This window comes from Kribbella sp. NBC_01245 (assembly GCF_036226525.1).
GTDB lineage: Bacteria > Actinomycetota > Actinomycetes > Propionibacteriales > Kribbellaceae > Kribbella.
On record NZ_CP108487.1, the window covers coordinates 7,832,068 to 7,853,475 of the forward strand.

The window sequence follows — 21,408 nt, forward strand, 5'->3', positions numbered from 1 at the left end:
GCTGCCCGGGATGCCGGCACGGCTCTTCGTCGCCACCCCGACCAAACTGCTGAACTTCGCCGACTGCAAGCGGAAATACCGCTACACGTACCTCGAGACCCCGCGTCCGCCCAAAGGTCCCGCGTGGGCGCACAACACGGTGGGCGCCACGGTGCATGAGACCCTCGCGGACTTTTGGCGTTGGCCTTCCGGACGACGTACGGCGGTCGAAGCGGTCAACCGGCTCCGGTCGAGTTGGCGGCACGAGGGCTTCCGCGACGAGGACCAGTCGGCCCGTTGGCGCGAGCGTGCCGCGGACATGGTCGGCCTCTACCTCAAGGACATCGACCCGTACTTCGAGCCAAGAGGCGTCGAGCGCACGGTCTCGTTCACGACTGCCCGCGCCAGCCTGCGCGGCCGGGTCGACCGGATCGACGAGCGGCCCGCCCGCGACGGTAGTGGCGGCACGGAGCTGGCGATCGTCGACTACAAGACGGGCCGTCGCCCGCTGACGCCGACCGACGCGCGGTCTTCTTTGGCGATGGCGCTGTACGTCCTTGGCGCGCGCCGCGTCCTCCGCCGAGCGTGTACGCGCGTGGAGCTGCACCACCTCCCGACCAACACGATCGCCGCCGCCGACCACGACGACGAGTCGCTCGCCCGGCACCAGCGCCGCGCCGAGTCCATCGCCGACGACGCGGCCGCCGCCGAAGCCCGCTGGCACGCCGGCCTCACCCCAGCCGAAGCCGACGAGCTCTTCCCACCCGAGCCGTCCGCTCTGTGCGGCTGGTGCGATTTCGCCCGCATCTGTCCCCAAGGCCGCCGAGCCGCCCCCACCAAAGAGCCGTGGGCCGGCCTCGACGAGGGCGACGGCCCACCCCTCATCACCGACGACCTCTGACCACCTCAGCGGTCTTCGGAATCGGGTTGACGGGTTTGTGCGGGCGGGCGTAGCGTCCCAGGTCTTCCTTTGACAATTGGCACGGCCGCCATCCGTGCCGCAACAGTGGTGTCCTAACCCCCGGGTCCTGACGGATTCGGGGTATTCGCGCGTGCTCTTATTTCCTTGGGAAGGAGGTTTTGATGGGGTTGTACTGGTCGATCGCGACACGCTCGTTTCGCCGCTTCTCGACCTACCGGATCGCGACGGCGTCCGGGATCTTCACGAATACCGTGTTCGGCTTCATCTTCTGCGGGGTCTACCTGACCCTGTGGGATCTGCGGCCTGGCCTAGGTGGGTACGACGTCTCCAACGCGATCACCTTCGTCTGGCTGCAACAAGGTTTGCTGATGCCAGTGGGAATCTTCGGCGCCTCCACCACGAGCGAGCTGGGTGAGCGGGTCCGGACCGGCGAGATTGCCGTGGACCTCTACCGGCCGGCACACCTGATGGCCTGGTGGATGTCGATCGACGCGGGCCGGGCGGGCTTCCAGTTGCTGGTGCGCGGGGGAGTGCCGTTGCTGGTCGGCGGACTCGTCTTCGACCTGACCTTCCCATCCGAACTGCTGCAGTGGCTCGGGTTCGTCGTGGCGGTGTCCTTCGGGATCACGGTGAGCTTCGGTCTGCGGTATCTGGTGGCGTTGTCGGGCTTCTGGATCACCGATTCCAGGGGCGTGGAGAACTTCGCGATGGTGCTCTCGCTGTTCTTCTCCGGCAGCATTCTGCCGCTGGTGGTCTTTCCCGGCTGGATCGGTGAAGTGGCCCGCTCGAGTCCATGGGCGGCGACTCTGCAGGTGCCGGTCGACGTCTGGCTCGGGCGGAATCCGGGTGGTCTCGCCAGCGCGTTGTGGTTCCAGCTCGGCTGGATCGCCGTACTGCTGACGGCCGGTTGGCTGGTCACGTCGGTCGCGACGCGCCGGGTGGTGATCCAGGGTGGCTGAGCCTCGAGCACTTCGGCGTTGGTCGCAGCAGGTGCTGCTCTGGCCGGCGCAGTACTGGATGCTGATTCGGATGTGGGTTCGCTCCGCGCTGGCCTATCCGTTGTCGTTCGTGCTGATGCTGATCAGCGGCATGCTCATCACCGGTACGGACTTCTTCGCGGTGCTGATGATGTTCTCGCACATCACTGCATTCGGTGGGTTCACGCTCGGCGAGATGGCTCTGCTCTACGCGACGGCCGCGATGGCCCTCGGTATCGCGGACCTCGTCACCGGCTCGATCGAACGCGTCGGCCAGCGGATCCGAAGCGGCGAACTCGACGTCTACCTGATCCGCCCGGTGCCGGCCTTCATCCAGGCCGCCGCGGACAACTTCGCGCTGCGCCGGCTCGGCCGTCCGATGCAGGCGAGTGGCGTACTGATCTTCGCCCTGGTGAGTCTTGACCTGGATTGGACCCTGGCCAAGATCGCCCTGCTCGTCTTGTCGATGATCACCGGCAGCATCATCTTCGCCACGATCTTCGTGCTGGGAGCGGCATTCCAGTTCGTGGCGATCGACTCGGCGGAGCTGGCGAACTCGTTCACCTATGGCGGCCAGCAGCTGACGCAGTACCCGCTGGCCATCTTCGGCAAGGAGATCCTGCGCGCGGTCACCTTCGTCGTACCGCTTGCCTTCGTCAACTACTACCCGGTGCTGTATGTCCTCGGGAAGCCGGCGCCACTCGGCCTGCCCTCCTGGACCGGACTGCTGGCAGCACCCGTCGCCGCGCTGATGGTCGTGGTGGCATCACTGGCCTGGCGGGGCGGACTCCGTCGATACCGAAGCACCGGGAGCTGACCATGCCAACCAATGAACCTGTGATCGAGCTCGATAACGTGTCGCGGGCGTTCACCGTCCGGTCCCGGGTGGGGTTGCGCCGGACCAGCCGTGAGGTCCGGGCCGTCGACGGCCTGTCCTTCTCGGTCCAACCCGGCGAGATCGTCGGCTATATCGGCCCGAACGGTGCCGGCAAATCCACCACCATCAAAATGCTCACGGGCATCCTCGTACCGTCCGGCGGCTCGATCCGCGTGGCAGGAGTCGACCCGTCACGGCACCGGCTGAAGCTGGCCAAACGCATCGGCGTGGTCTTCGGGCAGCGCACGACCTTGTGGTGGGACCTGCCCCTGCGCGACTCGTTCGCCGTGCTGCGCAAGCTGTACGACGTCCCGAAGGCGCGCCACGAGGAGAACCTGGCCACCTTCGTCGAACTGCTCGACCTCGGCGACCTCCTCGACGTACCCGTGCGGCAGTTGTCCCTCGGCCAGCGCATGCGCGGCGACATCGCGGCCGCCCTGCTGCACGACCCGGAGATCGTCTACCTGGACGAACCGACGATCGGCCTTGACATCATCAGCAAGGCCCGATTGCGCGAATTCCTCAACCAGGTCAACGCCGAACGCCGTACCACTGTCATCCTCACCACCCACGACCTCGACGACATCGAGGCCCTCTGCACCCGGGTGATGGTGATCGACCACGGGCACAAGGTGTACGACGGCACGCTCGAAGGCCTTCGAGCCAGCCAAGGCGCCCCGCGAACGCTGGTGGTCGATCTAGCCGCCTCGACCGATCCGATCAGCATCGACGGCGCCACCGTGATCAAGGTCGATGGTCCTCGCCAATGGCTCTCCTTCCCGGCCGGCACCTCCGCCGCCCCACTCGTAGCCCAGGTAGCCGCCAACTACCCCCTCGTCGACCTCTCCGTAGCCGAACCCAGCATCGAAGAAGTAATCGCCCGCATCTACGCCTCCTAGCCCAAGTCGCCCCCACCCGAGTCGCCCCACCCGAGTCGGCTCGGCCCGAGTCGGCTCGCCCGAGTGGGCACGGACCAAGTCGGCTCGGCCCGAGTCGGGTCTAGTTCAGGTCGGCGACTGAGGCGGCGAAGACGGTCTCGGGGGAGAGGGCGTCCGGGTCCGATCGCCATTTGGCCAGTACGTCGGCGTCGGTCTTCTCGTCGAGCAGGCCGACGTTGTCGGCGATGAGGCGGGTGGCTTCGCCGACGCCGATCTCGGTGTAGCTGTAGTCGCTGATGAAGAAGTAGTCGTGCCGAAGGCCTTCGTTGCGGTGGAACTTGCCGGTGTTGACCACGTAGGACCAGATGTCCTCATCGATCAGCGCCAGCACCCAGACCGACCGCTCGTCTTCCTTGGCGAGATAGAGCTTCGTCATGTGATCATCCTGCCGTCCTGTACGTCACCTCGTGGCCTTCGGGTCGCCCGGTCCGCGGATGGATCCGGGGATCGGCCGCTGAATCCGGCGGACCGCTCGGCGGATTGCCCAGCAGACTGCCTGGCAGATTGCTCTGCAGACTGGGTGGGGGATTGTGCGGGAGGTCGCTCGGCTCGCGAGGTTGCTTGCTTGCCGTAGCACCGCGCCGCAACGGCCACACCGTGGAGCTCGGTGAGCTGCTCGATACCCGTCGGCGTCGCCATCTCGGCGGACAGCCGGATGCACTCCGCCCGCGCCTCGCTGCGCCGTTGCCCGGGTTGTCGCGGATCACGCTCCACCTCGTACAGCCTGGTCGTTCGCGCTTTCACCTCAGCCGATTCGGGCGTGTGGAACTGAACCTCCACCTGCTGCCGAGTCGGGTCTCGCATCACGACGTGCACCCCTTTGTACCGGCTGCCGTCGAGGTAGGAGTGGTGCGCCGAATCGACCGTCCAGCCGCGGTCGACCAACCGATCGACGGTCTGGCGGGTCGAGTCCACCAGCGTGTCCGGTGAGGTGGCCAGGACGGTATAACGCAGGACGTCATCGGTCAGCGCCGGGCGTTTTCGCTGGGACGCCGTCCAGAACTTACGCGCCAGCGACTCCGGCCCCTTGACCCGATGATCGAGCTGGTGGGCTTTGTCGCCAGGCTGGATCGCCGCGACGAGATCCGCGGTGACCTGGTCATGCCGCCCGATGGCGGATCGCAGCAGTCCGAGTGCTTGTCCTGTCGCACGCGGGCCGAAGGCGGTCACAAGCTCCGCCTTCGTAGGCAGCGGATCACCCCAATCGAGCGGATGGTGCCGGGACATCAAGGTATGCAGCGCCGCCGGCTCGGGCAGCTGGTGGAATGGCTCGGACATCGGACCCCCTTGGTCGTCTGGTACAGAAAAAATACGAGGATTCGGCCTGCTGCCGTGGGGCTTTCTCGCGATCTGTGGATAACTCGCTTCCTGATCAGGGACTGGAAAAGTGTGGGAGTGGCCCAACCGGATGGAGGTTCGCGGGGTAGATAGGGTGTGGCGACGATGATCGATGAGCCGAGCGCATTGACGGCTCCGCCCGATGACGGACCGGAGTTCGTCGAATGGGTCCGGCCGCACCTTCCCGCGATGGCCCGGTTGGCCGCGCGGCTGGCGGTTGGAGCGGACCGGGACGACATCGTTCAGGAGGCGCTCGCGCGGGCCTGGTCGAAGCGGCAGCAGTACGACGCCACCCGCGGTTCGGCTTCGGCCTGGTTGATGGCGATCACGGCGGATCAGGCCCGGAAGGCGGCGCGACGGTTACGACCGATCGCCGAGCTCGATGACGAGCGCGCCGAGGCCGAGGGCGATCCCGTCCGGCTCGCGGATCCGGATGCCCGGATGGACGTCGCCAACGCCTTGACCGGGTTGTCGGAGCGGCAACGGCTCGCGGTCGACTGTTTCTACTTCGCGGACTTGTCGGTGGCCGACACCGCCGCGGTGATGGGTTGCTCCGAGGGCACCGTCAAATCCACTCTTTCCGACGCGCGGGCCCGCCTGCGCTCGATGCTGGAGGTCACCGAATGAACAGGTCCGACGAGGTCGATGACCTGCTCCGGCAGGCTGGTGCGCACTGGCGTGCGGAACAACCCTCGGCACCTGAGCCGGATCTCGCCCGCATCACCGGTACGACGCGTGCTCGCGGGCCGCGGCGTTGGGTGCCGGCCCTTGCGGCGGCGAGTGTTGCCGCCATCGCGGCCGGCGCGCTGATCGTCCTGCCCGGCAACAAACCCGCCGACCCGGCCGCCGTGCCGCCCAACGCGTCCGCGAGCAACGGCAGTAACGGAAGCAACGCGAGCAACGGCAACAACGACCTGCGGGTCCGGGACGGGGATCTGGTCGAGGCCGAGGGCAGGGTCATCGCCGCGCCGGGACAGCCGGTGATCTTCTGCGCGCCGTTCGCCGAGATCCTGATCGGCAAGAAGCCGGGTGACGAGGCTCCGTCGTGCCCGCTCGGCAACCGGGTGGTGCTGACCGGTCTCGACGTCAGCAAGCTGACCGATCTGGTCAAGGGCGTGCGGTTCGACTCGATTCGTGTCACCGGTTTGTGGCTCGGCGGCACGATCGCGGTCCAGCAGCAGCTGCCGATCCCCGGCGTCACCACCGAGGATCCGACTCAGCCCGACTTCCTCACCGACGTACCGTGTGCGCCGCCGGTCGGAGGCTGGAAACCTGGCACCGGCGAGCAGTTCCCGACGGCCATGACCTCGTATGTGAGCAGCCGGCCGGATCAGTTGGCGGAGCTGTGGCTCGGCTGGCCGGACGGTGTTCCGGGTGGCACAGGCGCCACCGCCGGGAACAAGCCCAGCGTGGCGGTGGTCGAGGTCGTGCAGGGTGACGTCGATCAGGTGCGGACCGATCTGGCCAAGGTGTACCGCGGCAACCTCTGCGTCGCGCGGGGGAAGTACAGCCAGACTGTCAGTAGGAGCGTGCAGACCCAGCTGGACGCTCTGGTGGGGGACCCGAGCCTCGGGATCAGCAGCGCCGGATCGGTGATGGGCAGTCGGCGGGCCGAGATCGACCTGACCGTCGTCACCGAGAAGGTGTGGGCGGCGCTGAGCAAGGTTGGCATCGACAAACTCGACCTGCGACCCGCCGTCCGCCGCATTCGCTGACGGCTCGAACAACGCACAGAGCAACGAGCGGCGGCAAGCTGCTCGACCTGGATCTAACGGTCGGGCCTTGCTGTCGCTCACCCCATTCGAGGCTCGTCGAAACAATGCCGTCGCATTAGCACCCCGTGCAATCGTGATTCCGGACTCGGCTCGGGGCCGCTAGTGAGGGCGACGGTGAACGTTGTGCGTAGAGGCAAATCCCTATTGCAAGGATCACTGGCGGCGCTGATCGCGCTATCAGTGACGGCGATCGCCAACACGACTGACCACCCGCAAGCTGTTCCGGCCGTCAGGGCTGCAGTCGCAACACAGACAGTCCTGGACCTTCCAGCCAAGCCGAACACGTTGCGGAACCCACTCCGAGAAAACGCCGCTGATCCCTGGATGGTCTACGACAACGGCACCTACCACCTCCTCTACACCCACGGCGACAAGCTGGTAGGTGCAAGCGCCACCTCCGTCACAGGCCTGTCGACGGCACCACAGCAGACACTGTGGACGCCAACCGCCGGAGAGTCCTGCTGCAACCTCTGGGCGCCAGAGATCCACAAGCTGAACGGCAAGTGGTACCTCTACTACACAGCCGACAACGGCACCGACGCCAACCACCGGATGTTCGTCCTGGAGTCGGACCAGCCCATGGGCCCGTACGTCTTCAAGGCGAAACTCGACACCGGCCCGTTCCACTCGATCGACGGCTCGGTCCTGAAGCTTCCCGACGGCCGGCTCTTCCAGGTCTGGTCGAGCGGCCGCTCCGACGGGCAGCACCTCTACATCGCACCGATGAGTGATCCCTGGACGATCAGCGGTCCGCCCGTGCTCCTGGCGAAGGCGGATCAGCCATGGGAGCGCAACGGCCGCCTCGTCGTCGAGGGCCCGGTCGCCCTCATCCGGGACGGCCGGGTCTTCCTCTACTACTCCGGCAGCGCCTGCGAGACGCCCGACTACGCCCTCGGCGTACTCGAGCTGACCGGCCCCGACGTACTCGGGCGATCATCCTGGACCAAGTCGCCCGCACCGGAGTTCCGCCGGAACGACGCCGGCTGGGTGTTCGGCACCGGGCACAACGGCTTCTTCACCTCGCCGGACGGCAAGGAGACGTGGATCGTCTACCACGGGGTGACCAGCTCGTCGGGTGCCGTGGTCGGGAGCTGCAGCACCGGTCGCTCGATCCGGATCGGCAAGGTCACCTTCGACGCGTCCGGCCGTCCCCAGCTCGGACAGCCCAAGGCTGCCTGGCAGACGATCTCCTTGCCTTCCGGCGATCCAGGTGCCGAGATCGTTGCCGACAGCACCTTCAAACTGCTGCCCAAGAACAACACGGGCAATGCGCTCGATGTCGTCGACTGCTCGACAGCGGACGCCGCGAACGTACGGCTTTGGCTGGACGTCGGAAGCGCCTGCCAGAAGTGGCGGCTCGAATACGTGGGAGACAGCTCGTACAAGTTGCTGGCAAGTCATAGCGGCAAGGCCCTCGATGTCGCGGGCTGCTCGGCGGACAACAACGCGGACGTCATCCAATGGCCGTACTGGGGTGGCGACTGCCAGGAGTGGTACCTGGACGCCCTGCCCGACGGCTACTACAAGATCACGTCGAAGGTCGGCGGTAAGGCTCTCGACGTTGCCGGATGCTCAACGGCACACGGAGCCGACGTGCGGGTGTGGCCGTACTGGGGCGGCGCCTGCCAGCAGTGGAAGTTGGTGCGGGTATGAAGCGCCTCGCCGCTGCCCTGACCGGGTTCGCCGTTCTCGTCCTCGGCCAGCAACTCCCGGCCGCCGTTCCCGCCGTTCCCGAAGCCCCAGCTCACGTCGAGCAGGTAAACCCGGACGTCAAGACGCGCAAGAAGGGCATCATTCCGCCTGGCGGCATCACGTCGTCGAAGACCGGCGGCAATACGATCGACAGCGAGTTGCGCGAGGAAACGCCGCGCGCGGACGGCTGGCGGCATTACGACTCGCGCAAGCTGGTCGAGCGCCTGAAGGCGATGAACGTGAACACCTATCTCTTCGGTATCTGGGAGGCGCCGACCGACTGGGACGACCTGCGCAAGGAGTTCGCCCCGCTCGCGAAGGCGGCCGGCATCGACGTCTGGGTGGACCTGGTCCCACCGTCGGAGTGCCAGGCTGATCGACCCGAAGGCCCTTATCTGGAAGGGTATTGCTCGCGTCCGTACAAGCTCGACTTCATCGCCTGGGCGCGGAATATCGCCACCTTGTCGCTGCAGTATCCGAATATCAAGGCCTGGCAGATCGACGACTTCCTCGTCGCGTAGAACAGCGACCTGTTCACCGAGCCGTACCTTGCCCGGATCAAGGCGACCCAGGACGCGATCAACCCCAACCTCGGCTTCCTCACCACCATGTACCTGTGGGACTACACCCCGGCGCACCTCACCAAGCTCGCGCCGTACATCGACGGCGTGCTCTTCCCCTACCTCGGTGGTTCGCAGAGCACGACGGACCCGCGGTACGTCGAGGCGCAAATGGACGAGCTGCTCGGCAAGCTGACACCGCTCAACCTCGACCTGATCCTGCTGGCATACACCGATCGGTTCCTCGACGCAGCCCTGCCGCCAAGCCCGGAGTACGTCGCGGAGGTGCTGCGTCGAGCCGCGCCGTACGCCGCTGACGGGCGGATCGGTGGTGTGGTGGCCTACGGCGCGCCCGTCAACTACGACCGCCGGCCGACCATCGCGTCGAACAACCTCGCGCAGACCGGCAATGGACGCCTGAGCTTTGCCCAAGGCAACTACGCGCACGCCGCGGAGGGGAGCTTCTCGGAGGTCTACCAGCAGGTCGACGTCGATCCGGCGGCCGCGTCGTACAAGCTGTCGCTCTCGACGTACGACCAGGTCAGCCGTACGCCGGCGAAGTCGGGCCAGCTCTTCAAGGAGGTGCTGGTCGATGACCAGGTCGTCTGGCGGTCGGACGTCGCCGACGAATTCGGGTGGACCTGGGCGCCGGCCGAGATCGACCTCACGAACGCGCTGCGCGGCAAGAGCACGGCCAAACTGAGCCTCAAGTTGTACGCCGAGAAGGCGACTCAGCATTTCCCGATCGACGTCGGGTTCGACAGTCTCAAAGCGACGGGCTTCACCGTAAGCAACCCGGGTTTCGAGGACAACAACCCGGACACGCGCGTCTGGCAGTTCAAGCAGCTCAGTCAGACCATCTACGGCTCGATCGACCGGTGGAGCGAACACCAGGCCAAGGACGTGTACGACGTCATTGCCGCGCACTTCGGCGGTCTACCCGTGCCTGGCATTCCGTCGACGCCGTCGGCGCCTATCCCGGCGCTGCCGCGCACTGGTGCGCCGTACCGGCCTGGAGCTGCTAATGCCGTTCGTAACAGCGCGATGTACGGCAAGGGCCGGTTGAGCTTGTTCGTGCCTGAACGGACTGCGACGGGCACCTCCACCTGTGTCTGGGCAGAGCAGTGGGCGACGGTCGATCCCAACTCGCCGCGGTATGAGGTGTCTTGGCACGACTTCGACCAGTACGTCGGCGGGCTGCCTGACTACCACCTCAAGCAGGTGACGATCACCAACAGCAAGGGCAAGAAGCTGCTGACCAGTATGGACGTCACGATCGATCCGAACCTGTGGATGAACGGCCAAGGGCTGTGGGGTCCGGTGGACGTCACGCAGTTCGCCAAGGGCGAGTCGAAGGTCCTGCTGCAATTCGCTCTCTGCGAGGCGAAGGGGGTCGGCGACTACATGGTCGACGTCGGCTACGACAACATCGAGACCGTCGGCCTTTCCCTGGTCAACGGCGACTTCGAACGAGGCACCACCGGCTGGACCATCATCGACCCCCACCCGGGTATGGAAGCAGCGGTCATCACCGCCCCATAAGTCGAGTCTCACCAGCGGCGGACGCGCCAGATCGCGAGCAGAACGAGGACGAGAGCCAATCCGAGGAAGATCCCGGTCTCGATGAGCTGGAAGTCCCAGAAGCGGGATGCGGGGTGGTAGCTGACGGCTTGTCGGAGACCGTGCTGGGCAAGTGTCGCGTCGTCGACGAGGCCGCCGCCGAAGAGGTGGAATTCGTCAGCGTCAGTGAGCCGGTTCCCGTTGGGTCCGACGAGAAACGAGTCGAGCACCCAGTTGTTACCGTTCCTGATCTCTTCGGTGAGGGTTCCGGTGCCCGGTGCCGGATCGACTGTGGTGGTAGGTGTCATGTACCGCGGCCGCAACCAGAACTCAACGAAGAGCCTGGTAGGAAGGAAGACGGCGAGAGCCACGGCCATCGCTGGAATGATGCGCCTGATGACCGCGCCGGCCAGGATGCCGACAGCCATGGCCAGCAGGAAGTAGCCGGCCAGAACCGGGGCGGTGTAGTTGAATCGCTCGACGCTGAACGCGGAGGTCACCACGGGCCGCAGCCACCAGCCGAGCACAACGCTGAGAGCTATCGCGGCGGCGGCCACCCCGCTGAGGACGAGTGCGAGTGTGCTGACGACCCAGCGGGTCCGTGGAACGGCCTGAGTCCACGCCAGCTGCCAGGTCCCACGCTCGTACTCGCGGGCAAGCAAGGGCGCGCCGATCAGAACTGCGACCAGCACGGGCAGGAAGTTCAGTTGACCAGCTGCCTGCATCGGGAGCCCTGCGAACTCGCTGCGGAAGGCGTCGATGAGGCGCGCGCAGGCGTCGGTTGTGTCGCCGGCCTCGTGGCAACCGGCGACGCCCTGTTGGTGGTAAGCGTCGTACATCGGAATGCCGGTGATCAGGGCGACGGCGCCGAGCACGGCCAGGACAGCGCCGATAGCGGCCGCTTCGGCTCTGTGCTGGCGCCACGTGAACCACGTCATGTCAGTGCCTCCCGTTGCTCATGAGGTCGCGAGCGCCGGGCGGAGGCCGCCTGGTGGAGATAGGCCAGCACGAGCTCCTCCAGGCCGATCGGATGGGATTCCCATCCGGGCAGCACCGGGCTCCCGTCGGTCCGGACAATGGCGGTGGAGTGCCGATCGCCGCGGGTCACCTGCACCACCTCCGGCGCCGTGTCCACTAGTCGATCGGACGGGCCCGTCAGCAGTCGGTGTGCGGCCAGCAGGTCATCGATCTCTCCGGCGACCTCGATCTGCCCGCCGGCGAGAACGATCAGGTAGTCGCAGACCTGCTCGAGCTCGGCGACGATGTGGGACGACAGCAATACCGTGAGGCTGCCCTCGGCGACGGCGGCCATCAATGTTTGCAGGAACGCATGCCGTGCGAGCGGATCCAGTCCGGCGGCGGGTTCGTCGAGGATCAGCAGGGCCGGCCGCTTCGCCAGAGCCAAGGTCAGGGCGACCTGGGCATGCTGACCGCCGGAGAGCGCCTCGGCCCGTTGGCCGAGTGGAATTCCGAGGCTGTCGAGTCGCGACTCCGCGAAGTCCTGATCCCAGCCGAGATTTAGCGACCGTCCCATCCGCAACAGTTCCCGCACCCGGAGACGGTCGTAGAGCGGGTGTTCCTGGGCGACAAAGCCGACCTGGGCGAGGGACGCCGGCGAGTCCGCCCTGGCCGGCGCTCCCAGCACCGTGATGGTCCCTTCGGTCGGCCGGAGCAGCCCAGCGGCCAACCGAAGGAACGTGGTCTTTCCCGCTGCGTTCGGCCCGACCAGCGCGATCACCCGCCCTGCGGGCAGGGCCAGCTCGCAGTCACGAAGAGCCCACAACGATCGGTAGCGTTTGCCAAGACCGGACGCCTCCAGCACAGGGGCGCTCATGCCACACCCTCTTGTGCCAGCTCATGGTTGGCGGTTGAGAAAAGCGCCACAATCGCCTCCTCGTCCAGACCTGCCTCGTACGCGCTCCGCAGCCATTTCTCCAGTCCGCGGCGCAACGATGTGTACGTCGCGGGTGTCACAGTCACAGCGGGCGCGGCGGTGATGAAGGTGCCGACGCCCGGCCGGGACGCCGCCAACCCTTCCTGCTCGAGCTGTCGATACGCCTTGGAGACCGTGTTGGGGTTGATCGCCAACTGCTCCACGGCCTCCCGGATCAGCGGCAGCTGGTCGCCCTGCTGGAGATACCCCAGCAGCACGCCCTGCCTGACCTGGTGAACGAGCTGCAGATACGGCGGCACCCCTGATCGTCTGTCCAGCCGAAACGCGAACACCGGTACCTCCAGAGCCACTATCGCTATTCTCCTACGAAGATAGTAGAACTATCGCGAAGTGATCCGTCAAGGGTTCGGGGTTGGGTCAGGACGTGAGGCGGGGGAGCGCTTTTTCCAGCAGGGTGGTCAGTTCGGCGCAGAGGTCGCCGCGGGGTTCGTCGACGGCCAGGGTCATGCGGAGGGCGTCCTTGTCGTGTTGGGTGACGGAGCTGCACTCGATGACCGGGCCGCCGGGTTCGGTGAAGCCGCGGGCGGCGACGTACACCTCGCGGTCGGCGATGGTGCGCGGGGACGCGTTCCAGACTTCGCCGAGGGCGCTCGCCTGGCCGTATGCCATCAGGTCGGTGCGCAGGGAGGTGCCGTCGGACGTCTCCCAGCGGCAGGCCTTGTCCTCGCCATCACCGGGCTTCGGGAATCCTTCCTCCAGTTGCCCGGGGAGTTCGCCGGTCTGGATGAGGGAGCAGAGGTCCGCCGCCTTCGGCTTCGAGCAACCGGCGCTGAGCACCACCGATGCCGTCGCGATTGCCGTCAACAGGACCACTCCGAGCCGCCGCATGTTCGCCTTTCCGTCGGACGCTGACCGGGACGACCTTAATGACCGACTACTCGCCGCCTTGACGCGACCCGGTCTGCAATCCCGGCCGGAGGCTAGCGCCGTAGGCCGTGACGGGAAGCGAGCAGATTCGAGGAGCTTCGAAAGGATATCGATTTCCCGAGCGTGCTGAGAGGGTTCATTCGACCCTGGTTCTCTCCCGGAGGCAGCCTGATGGAACGACCTGGACGGATCATCCTGACCGCGCTGGCGGCGACGCTGGGCCTACTGGTGCCGGCCACGCCGACCGCACCCGCCTTAGCCGCGGACCAGACGGCCGCCACGACCCAGCAGCTGGAGAAACCGGTCGGGTGGGATGCCCTGCGCAAACTCGACCGGCTGCCGTATCTGGAGCCGGGCGTGAGTGCGCGGCAGTTCTCCAGTTTCGGCCGGGACGGGACCAACGACGACGGCTTTGTCGGCACCTACTCCTGCCTACGGCCGATCGCCGCCGGCTGCGTGATCGCCGAGGACAGCGGTCCGGGCCAGGTGGACTCGATCTGGTTCACCCGGATCCGCAACGACCAGCCCGACGTGACCGATACCGGCACGATCAAGATCACCCTGGACGACCACGTCGTGCTCAACCGATCGCTGACGGACGTCACCAACGGCGCCGCGGGTGCGCCGTTCGTCCATCCGCTGGTGGCGAACAACGCCCAGTCCTCGGGTGGGTTCCAGATCAAGGTCCCGATGCCGTATCGCCAGTCCATGCAGGTGGTCGTGCAGCACAACCCGCTCTTCTACCACGTGAACTACCGGCACTTCCCCGACGCGGAGGGCGTGACGACGTTCAACCCGGCCGACCCGGCGAACGACGTACTCGCCAAACTGCGCGCGGCCGGTACGGCGGATCCGAAGCCGACGTTGCCCGGGGCAACTATCGCGGACGCGACGAAGGCTCTTGCGGCCGGGCAGGAGGTGCCGTTCGCGGCGCTTACCGGGCCGGGGTCGATCAGCCAGTTGCGGCTGCGGTTCGCCGGGGTGGTGCCGTCCGACGCGACGCTGGCGGGCCTTCGGCTTCGGGTCAGGTTCGACGGGCGGACGCTGGTCGATTCGCCGGTCGGGGAGTTCTTCGGCACCGGGCTCGGGGCGTACGACGTGCGCTCGCTGATGTTCGCCGTCGACCCGGCCGCGGGTGGCTGGTTCACCACCTGGTGGCCGATGCCGTATCGGGAAGGCGCGACCGTCAGCCTGGTCAACACCACTGGCCAATCCATCGCAAACGTCCAGCTCCAGGTGACGAGTGCGTCCGACAGCAAGTGGACGAACGACCTCGCGCCCGGCGGCCCCGCGGCGTATTTCACGACCGTCTCGAAGGCCGGGCGGACCACGTTCGGCGAGGACTGGCAGGTGGCGGACGAGATTGGCCGCGGAAAGTTCGTCGGCGTCACGCAGACGATGGCGGCGGCGCCCGAGGCGGGGAGGACGCGCGGATACCTCGAGGGTGACGAGCGGATCCACGTTGATGGCGCGGCCGGTCCGGTCCAGCACGGCACGGGTACGGAGGACTTCTACGAGGGCGGCTGGTACTTCGGGTCAGGCCGGTTCAGCGCGCCCTTCAACGGCAACACCGGGCACGAGGTCGGGCAGTTGGGTTGTCCGCAGGAGTGCGATGGCGTCTATCGGTTGATGCTGGTCGACTCCGTGCCGTACAACTCGGCCTTCCGGTTCGGCATCGAGCACGGCCAGTCGAACGACATCGCCGGCGACTACGGCTCCACCGCCTACCTCTACACCCAGCCGACTCCCAGCACCCGGCAGACCGACGTACTCGATGTCGGCGATGCGGCGGCCCGGGCGGCGCACGCGTACGGCGACAACGGCACGCAGGCGGAGCTCACCACGGCGTACGAAGGGGATCTCGACGACCTCCAGGTCTGCGACCAGGTCCGTTCGGGCACCGGGCCGATTTCGTTCAAAGTCGCGGTCGATGCGGCCAATGCGGGTGTGCTGCTGAAAAGAACGAGCGACCAGGCCCGGGCGTACCAGGAGGCCGCGGTGAGTGTGGACGGCACGCCCGTCGGCACTTGGCGGCAGCCGCTCGGCAATGGCGGCTTCCGCTGGCTGTCCGACGAGTTCGCACTCCCGGCCTCGGCCACCGCGCGCAAGACCAGCATCACCGTGCAACTGACGCCGGCCGGGGCAGTGCCGTGGACCGCCGCCCGGTACGTCGCCGCCAGCCTCGTCACGCCGTACGTCGACAGCGTGGCGCCGACCGCGGTGAACGGGCTCACGGCCGCCGCGCGTGAGCGGTCGATCCGGCTCGACTGGCAGCCTGCGGGCGATGACTCGGGCGTTCCGTCGTACCAGGTGCAGTCGGCGACAAGTGCGACCGGTCCGTGGCAGACGATCGGCCGGACAACCGTGACAGTCTTTATCCACAAGGCCTTACCGGACGCGCAGCAACGGTTCTACCGGATCGTCGCAGTCGATGCCGCAGGCAACAATGGGCCAGCAGGCGAGGTCGTGACCGCGACGGTCAAGCGCTCGACCAGTACGGACGCCAACGGCGACGGCAAGGACGATGTGGTGACCTTCACCCGGGGATCGCTCGGGGACGTCTACGTCTCGCGGTCGGACGGCACGCGGTTCATCGACAACGGGGTCGCCTGGAACGACTGGTTCGCGCCGTGGAACGAGGTCCCGCTGACCGGTGACTTCAACGGCGACGGACTGGACGACATCGTCACGTTCACCCGAGGCGCTGCCGGGGACGTCTTCGTGGCGCTGTCGGATGGCGGCCGCTTTGTCGGGGACAGCTGGAAGTGGCACGGGGACTTCGCCTTCGACGCGGAGGTGCCGGACGTCGGGGACTTCGACGGCGACGGTCGCGACGACCTGGTCGTGTTCACCGGTGGCACCAAGGCGAGCGCGTTCGTGGCGCTGTCGAACGGCCGTGGCTTCGTCGGTACGGCGTGGAAGTGGCACGGGCATTTCGCCCTCGGCGGGGAGATCCCGGCGGTGGCCGACGCGAATGGCGATGGGCGCGACGACATCGTCACGTTCACCCGGGGCGATCAGGCCGATGTGTTCGTCGGCAAGTCGACCGGCGCCGGGTTCGAGGCCGCACCGAAGTGGCACGACCACTTCGCCATGGGGACGGAGTGGCCGCAGCCTGGGACACTCCGTCCCTGACGATCACTTGTCGTGGAAGAACTCCACCAGCAATCGAGCGGTCGCCTTCGGCTGGTCGATTGCCGGGGAGTGCCCGGCGTCCGGCACCACCTGCGGGCTGATACCGAGGACCTCCGCCATCGTGTCCTGGATCGGCCGCGGCCAGCCGTCGTCCGTCTCGCCGTACACGACCTGCGCGCGGACTCCGCTCTTCGCGAGCTGGTCGGTGCGGTCCTCGGAGTCGAGTAGCCGTCGGGTGATGCTCGCCAGGCTGACCGGCGCGTTCGCGGTGAACCGGCGGCGCAGCCAAGCGGCGATGTCGGCCGGCGGCTCGACCCACGACGGGTCCTTGCGGTCGTGCTCGAGCTTCAGGCTGTACACCTGGTCGATCGGCAGGTTGTCCAGGCCGTACGCCAGCATCTCCAGGCCTTGGCGCTTCGCCTCGTCGGCGAAAGCGGCCGGGCCCGAGCAGAGCAGCGTGATCGTCGAGAACACCGAGGGGTCGGTCAGCACGGCCTCGCGCGCGACCAGCCCGCCGAACGAGTGCCCGACCAGCTGGCTGTAGCCGCCGAGCGCCTTGCTCATCGCGACCACGTCCGCGCCGAACTCCGCCAGCGTGTACGACGCGGGGTCGTCCGGGCCGGGCGTCTCGTGCTGTCCGCGCTGGTCCACCGCGACCGCGCGCCAACCCCAGGCGGCCAGCTCGGCGACCAACGGGGTGAAGTCCTCCTTGCTGCCGGTCCATCCCGGCACCAGCAGCACCGTGCCCAGCGGAATGCCGATATCCGGCACGGCCTGGAGGGTCGCGAACGAACCCCGATCGGTATCGAGCGTGGCGGGAACGACCCCACCCGGCAACGTCAGACTGCGCGGCGTACTCACGGGGACAACCGTAGCCGGTCGTTCCGGCGCGCTGACGTACACCGGGGCGGGTTCCGTACGGCAGAATGTGGCGCGATGGCCCGGGTGCTCGCGGTAGCGAACCAGAAGGGCGGCGTGGCCAAGACCACGACCGTCGCTTCGCTCGGTGCTGCGCTCTCGGCCATGGGGCAGCGCGTGCTGCTGGTGGACCTCGATCCGCAGGCCTGCCTGACGTTCTCCCTCGGCTTCGACCCCGAGGACCTCGAGACCTCGGCCTACGAGGTGCTGCTCGGCTCGGCCCGGCTGAAAGACGTCGTGGTCACCTGTGAGGAAGGGCCCGACCTGCTGCCGGCGACGATCCAGCTCGCCACGGCCGAGGTCAAACTCGCGGGTGAGAGCGGCCGCGAGCACGTGTTGCGTACGGCGCTACGGCCCGTCTCCCCGGCGTACGACTGGATCATCGTGGACTGCCCGCCCACCCTCGGCCTGCTCACGGTTGCCGGGCTGTCGACCGCGACCGACGTACTGATCCCGCTGCAGTGCGAGACCCTCGCGCATCGCGGCGTCGGCCAACTGCTCGACACGATCCACGACGTCAAACGCCTGACGAACCCGGCCCTGCGCGTCCTCGGTGTCCTGCCCACCTTGTACGACGGACGCACCAACCACGCCCGGGTGGTGCTCGACACGATCGCCGAGTCGTACGGCCTGCCGGTGCTGTCGCCGGCCATCCCCAAGTCGATCCGCTTCGCCGAAGCACCAGCGGTTGGGCGAAGCATCCTCACCACGTCGAGCCGCTCGGCAGGGGCCGCGGCCTATCGTGAGGTCGCGGCCGGCCTGCTGTGAGCTACTGGGTCTCTTGGGGAACCACAGGTTGAGTGGCGGGACGGCGGTTGCGGCGGATGACGAACCAGAGGGGTATCCCGATGAGGGCGACGGTCGCCACGAAGGGCAGCACGGCGCCGACGGCGGTGAGTAGGCCGGAAACCGTTGTGGTGAAGGCGTTCCAGCCCTTGCTGAGGCCGGCCAGGAAGCCACGGTCGTCCTTGTTCTCGGGCGGCACCTCGCCGGGACGGACCAGGGTGACGGTGATGGTGGCGAGTTCGGTCTGACCTTCGAGCGCCTTCTGCTTGGCCAGCAGGGCTTCGAGATCGGACTCGCGGCGGGTCAGCTCGGCCTCGACCGAGACGATCTCGCCGATGGTGTTCGCCTTGGTGAGCAGTGTGCGCATCCGGTTGAGCGCGGCCCGCTGGGTGGAGATCCGGCTCTCGACGTCGACGACCTGTTCGGTCACGTCGGTCGACTCCTGGCGGACCTCTTTGACCTTGCCGACCTCGGCCGTCAGCCGCCGCACGGTCGCGTCGTACGCCGAGGACGGAACGCGCACGACCAGCTGAGCGGTGCCCGCCTTGCTGTCCGGATCGAAGCCGCCGTGTTCGGAGGCGATCATGCCGCGTTGACCCGCGACGATCGCGGCGACCTTCTCGCGAGCGGGCGTGATTTCGCCGGCCTCGATCGTGAGGAAGCCGGTGCGCACGATGGATCGCGTGAACGCGGGCTGGGAGCCGCCCTTACCGGCGGTGTCGGGTTTGCCGGCTTCGGTGTTGCCGGTCGTATCACCGTTCGTTCTGCCGCCGGCCTGGTCGGACTGGGGCTGGGCGGCGGTGCCGCTGTCCGCGGTCGACTCGCGGTCCGAGCCACCACCGCAACCGGACAGCAGCACGGCCGCGGTGAGCATCAGCCCGGCTACCGCGGCCGGATATCTCGTCAGTTTCATGGCCGACCTCCGGGTCTCACTCGAATGGTGCTTTCGAATGAGGACGCACGGAGGTGCCCGGTTCGTTGCAGTGCTGCCGAATTACTCCGGAGCGGTGAAGGTGACCTCGGTTGCGGCCTTCTTCCGGATCCGCTTCGGCTTCTCCGCCGGAGCGTCCGCGGCCGCACTGTCAGCCGCCTCGGTGTCAGCCGCTGAGGTGTCAGGCGCCGCATCGGTCTGTGCTGCCTTAGCCGGTGCCTTCTTCGCCCGCGAACGCTTTGCCGGTGCCTTCTTGGCGGGCGCGGCCTCAGCCTCGGCCTCGGCCTCGGCCTTGCTCGGCTCGGCTTCGGTGAAGGCGGGCTCCGCCTTTGCCTTGGCGGCCTTCGCCTTGGGCTTGGTCGTCTTCGCCGCGGCCTTCTTCGGCTTCGTCGGCTCGGCCTCGGCCGCAACTGGCTCGGTGACAACCGGCTCGGTCGCGACAACTTCGGCCGGTGCCTCAGCTGCGGGCGCGGTCGATGCCGCCGTACGGCGAGAGCGGGTCCGCGGCTTGCGGGCGGGCTGCTCCTCCGTGGGCGCGTCCTGCGTCACCACGGCCTCGTCGGTCGCCGGCTTGGCGTCCTCGGTGACCGGCGTGGCGTCGGTGGCCGGAACGGCGTCGGTTGCCTCGGTCTTGCGGCGGCGACTACGGGTGCGCTTGGGCTTGACCTCGCCGTTCTCGCTGGTCACCTGGGCCGGAGCCTCGGTCACCACGCTGGCTGCGGGAGCGTCCGTGGTCGTCGTGGTGCCCTCGAGCGGCTCGCCGGCACGAAGGCGGCGACGGGTGCGGTTGCGATTGCGGGACGGACGATCCGACTTCTTCTCGCCCTGATCCGCCTGCTTCTCAACGCGCTCGCCACGGTCCGAACGATCGCCGCGACCGGACCGGTCCGAACGAGCGGAGCGGTCAGAGCGGTCAGAACGATCAGAGCGGGCGGGCCGCTCCTCGACCTTGGCCGGCACGATCCGGCCCTTGGCCTCGGTCGGGATGCCGAGGTCGTGGTAGAGCTCCGGAGAGGTGGAGTACATCTCCTGCGGCTCGTCGTACGGCAGGTCGAGGGCCTTGTTGATCGTCTTCCAGCGAACCAGATCCGCCCAGTCGACGAAGGTGACCGCGATACCGCTCGCACCGGCGCGACCGGTCCGGCCGATCCGGTGCACGTACGCCTTCTCGTCCTCAGGGCACGTGTTGTTGATGACGTGGGTGACGCCCTCGACGTCGATACCGCGAGCGGCGACGTCGGTGCAGACCAGTACGTCGATCTTGTCGCCGCGGAATCGGGTCAGCGCACGCTCACGGGCCTGCTGGTTCAGGTCGCCGTGAATCGCGGCGGCCTGGAAACCACGCTCGATCAGATCGTCGGTCAGCCGCGAGGCTTCGCGCTTGGTCCGGCAGAAGATCATCACCCGGCCGCGGTCCTCGGCCTGCAGGATGCGGGCCACCACCTCGGGCTTGTCCAGCTCGTGCGCCCGGTAGACGAACTGCGCCGTGGTCGGCACCATCTCGGTGGAGTCGTGCGACTCGGCCCGGATGTTGAGCGGGTGGCGCATGTGGGTGCGGGCCAGCCCGATCACCGCGGACGGCATGGTCGCGGAGAACAGCATCGTCTGGCGCAGCTCCGGCGTCTTGCGCAGAATGCGCTCCACGTCGGGCAGGAAGCCCAGGTCGAGCATCTCGTCGGCCTCGTCCAGCACCAGCACCTTGATGTGGCTCAGGTCGAGCACACCGCGGTTGGCCAGGTCGAGCAGCCGGCCGGGCGTCCCGACCACTACGTCGACACCCGACTTCAGCTTGTCCAGCTGCGGGTCGTAGGCGACACCGCCGTAGATCGTCAGGACGCGCACGGTCCGGACGGTCGACGCCGTCTCGAGGTCCTTGGCGACCTGGATCGTCAGCTCACGGGTCGGGGTGACCACCAGCGCCTGCGGCTTGCCGGGGGCGGCCAGTTCCTCGTAGTCGGCCTCGCCGGGGGAGATGGTCCGCTGCAGCAGCGGGATGCCGAAGCCGAGGGTCTTGCCGGTACCGGTCCGAGCCTGGCCGATCAGGTCGGTCCCCATCAGCGCGATGGGGAGCGTCATTTCCTGGATCGGGAACGGCTCGATGATGCCGACGCGATCGAGCGCGTCACAGATCTCGGGCAACACCCCGAGCTCTCTAAAGGTGGTCAGGCTGATCGCCTCTCACATCTCTGTTCGGGCCTA

Annotated in this window: 20 protein-coding genes; 11 read left to right on the top strand and 9 right to left on the bottom strand. The window is 67.4% G+C overall.

All coding sequences use genetic code 11. The features are described 5' to 3' along the window. The first annotated feature begins 10 nt into the window (after positions 1 to 10). From OG394_RS36070 to OG394_RS36085, 4 genes are all read left to right on the top strand, one after another. Positions 11 to 880, top strand: a complete 870-nt coding sequence (locus tag OG394_RS36070) for a RecB family exonuclease (protein WP_328991741.1) — start codon at positions 11 to 13, stop codon at positions 878 to 880. A gap of 182 nt (positions 881 to 1,062) precedes the next feature. Further along, entirely contained in the window at positions 1,063 to 1,860 is a 798-nt protein-coding gene (locus OG394_RS36075; RefSeq protein ID WP_328991742.1) for an ABC transporter permease, read from the top strand. Continuing rightward, on the top strand, positions 1,853 to 2,695 hold the full coding sequence (locus OG394_RS36080) for an ABC transporter permease (protein ID WP_328991744.1): 843 nt from the start codon (positions 1,853 to 1,855) through the stop codon (positions 2,693 to 2,695). Before OG394_RS36075 ends, OG394_RS36080 begins: the two co-directional genes overlap by 8 nt. Before the next feature lie 20 nt (positions 2,696 to 2,715). Next, positions 2,716 to 3,654: an ABC transporter ATP-binding protein gene (locus OG394_RS36085; protein WP_328991746.1), complete on the top strand. Its 939-nt coding sequence runs from the start codon at positions 2,716 to 2,718 to the stop codon at positions 3,652 to 3,654. 100 nt (positions 3,655 to 3,754) lie between these two features. Here the strand turns inward: OG394_RS36085 and OG394_RS36090 are convergent, their stop codons facing one another. Continuing rightward, complete coding sequence (locus tag OG394_RS36090) at positions 3,755 to 4,069, bottom strand: hypothetical protein (protein WP_328991747.1); 315 nt, start codon at positions 4,067 to 4,069, stop codon at positions 3,755 to 3,757. After that, positions 4,066 to 4,971 carry a hypothetical protein gene (locus OG394_RS36095; RefSeq protein ID WP_328991749.1) on the bottom strand — a complete coding sequence of 302 codons (906 nt, stop codon included), beginning with the start codon at positions 4,969 to 4,971 and terminating at the stop codon, positions 4,066 to 4,068. The genes OG394_RS36090 and OG394_RS36095 overlap by 4 nt, the downstream gene beginning before the upstream one ends. A gap of 165 nt (positions 4,972 to 5,136) precedes the next feature. Between OG394_RS36095 and OG394_RS36100 the strand changes: the two genes are divergently transcribed. The 5 genes from OG394_RS36100 (at position 5,137) to OG394_RS36120 (ending at position 10,600) form a co-directional block, all read left to right on the top strand. Then, a complete protein-coding gene (locus OG394_RS36100) occupies positions 5,137 to 5,658 on the top strand; it encodes an RNA polymerase sigma factor (protein ID WP_328991750.1) in 522 nt (173 codons plus the stop codon). Further along, a complete protein-coding gene (locus OG394_RS36105) occupies positions 5,655 to 6,746 on the top strand; it encodes a hypothetical protein (RefSeq protein WP_328991751.1) in 1,092 nt (363 codons plus the stop codon). Before OG394_RS36100 ends, OG394_RS36105 begins: the two co-directional genes overlap by 4 nt. A 240-nt stretch (positions 6,747 to 6,986) precedes the next feature. Continuing rightward, positions 6,987 to 8,459: a family 43 glycosylhydrolase gene (locus OG394_RS36110; RefSeq protein WP_328996903.1), complete on the top strand. Its 1,473-nt coding sequence runs from the start codon at positions 6,987 to 6,989 to the stop codon at positions 8,457 to 8,459. Continuing rightward, positions 8,456 to 9,019: a hypothetical protein gene (locus OG394_RS36115; RefSeq protein ID WP_328991752.1), complete on the top strand. Its 564-nt coding sequence runs from the start codon at positions 8,456 to 8,458 to the stop codon at positions 9,017 to 9,019. The genes OG394_RS36110 and OG394_RS36115 overlap by 4 nt, the downstream gene beginning before the upstream one ends. 87 nt (positions 9,020 to 9,106) lie before the next feature. Continuing rightward, complete coding sequence (locus tag OG394_RS36120; RefSeq protein ID WP_328991753.1) at positions 9,107 to 10,600, top strand: hypothetical protein; 1,494 nt, start codon at positions 9,107 to 9,109, stop codon at positions 10,598 to 10,600. A gap of 8 nt (positions 10,601 to 10,608) precedes the next feature. On the opposite strand, the gene OG394_RS36125 is transcribed toward OG394_RS36120, so the two are convergent. From OG394_RS36125 to OG394_RS36140, 4 genes are all read right to left on the bottom strand, one after another. Then, positions 10,609 to 11,556: an ABC transporter permease gene (locus tag OG394_RS36125; RefSeq protein ID WP_328991754.1), complete on the bottom strand. Its 948-nt coding sequence runs from the start codon at positions 11,554 to 11,556 to the stop codon at positions 10,609 to 10,611. Further along, positions 11,553 to 12,452, bottom strand: a complete 900-nt coding sequence (locus OG394_RS36130; protein ID WP_328991755.1) for an ABC transporter ATP-binding protein — start codon at positions 12,450 to 12,452, stop codon at positions 11,553 to 11,555. Before OG394_RS36130 ends, OG394_RS36125 begins: the two co-directional genes overlap by 4 nt. After that, on the bottom strand, positions 12,449 to 12,862 hold the full coding sequence (locus OG394_RS36135; RefSeq protein ID WP_328991756.1) for a GntR family transcriptional regulator: 414 nt from the start codon (positions 12,860 to 12,862) through the stop codon (positions 12,449 to 12,451). Before OG394_RS36135 ends, OG394_RS36130 begins: the two co-directional genes overlap by 4 nt. A 67-nt stretch (positions 12,863 to 12,929) precedes the next feature. Then, entirely contained in the window at positions 12,930 to 13,400 is a 471-nt protein-coding gene (locus tag OG394_RS36140; RefSeq protein ID WP_328991757.1) for a hypothetical protein, read from the bottom strand. Positions 13,401 to 13,610: 210 nt separating this feature from the next. On the opposite strand from OG394_RS36140, the gene OG394_RS36145 reads away from it, so the two are divergent. Then, complete coding sequence (locus OG394_RS36145) at positions 13,611 to 16,574, top strand: DUF2961 domain-containing protein (protein WP_328991758.1); 2,964 nt, start codon at positions 13,611 to 13,613, stop codon at positions 16,572 to 16,574. Between the two features lie 3 nt (positions 16,575 to 16,577). Here OG394_RS36145 and OG394_RS36150 read toward each other — a convergent pair whose 3' ends face one another. Continuing rightward, on the bottom strand, positions 16,578 to 17,435 hold the full coding sequence (locus OG394_RS36150; protein ID WP_328991760.1) for an alpha/beta fold hydrolase: 858 nt from the start codon (positions 17,433 to 17,435) through the stop codon (positions 16,578 to 16,580). A gap of 75 nt (positions 17,436 to 17,510) precedes the next feature. Between OG394_RS36150 and OG394_RS36155 the strand changes: the two genes are divergently transcribed. After that, positions 17,511 to 18,260, top strand: a complete 750-nt coding sequence (locus OG394_RS36155; protein WP_328991761.1) for a ParA family protein — start codon at positions 17,511 to 17,513, stop codon at positions 18,258 to 18,260. A gap of 1 nt (position 18,261) precedes the next feature. On the opposite strand, the gene OG394_RS36160 is transcribed toward OG394_RS36155, so the two are convergent. Then, entirely contained in the window at positions 18,262 to 19,191 is a 930-nt protein-coding gene (locus OG394_RS36160; protein ID WP_328991762.1) for a DUF4349 domain-containing protein, read from the bottom strand. 81 nt (positions 19,192 to 19,272) lie between these two features. Further along, entirely contained in the window at positions 19,273 to 21,351 is a 2,079-nt protein-coding gene (locus OG394_RS36165) for a DEAD/DEAH box helicase (RefSeq protein WP_328991764.1), read from the bottom strand. Positions 21,352 to 21,408 lie beyond the last annotated feature (57 nt).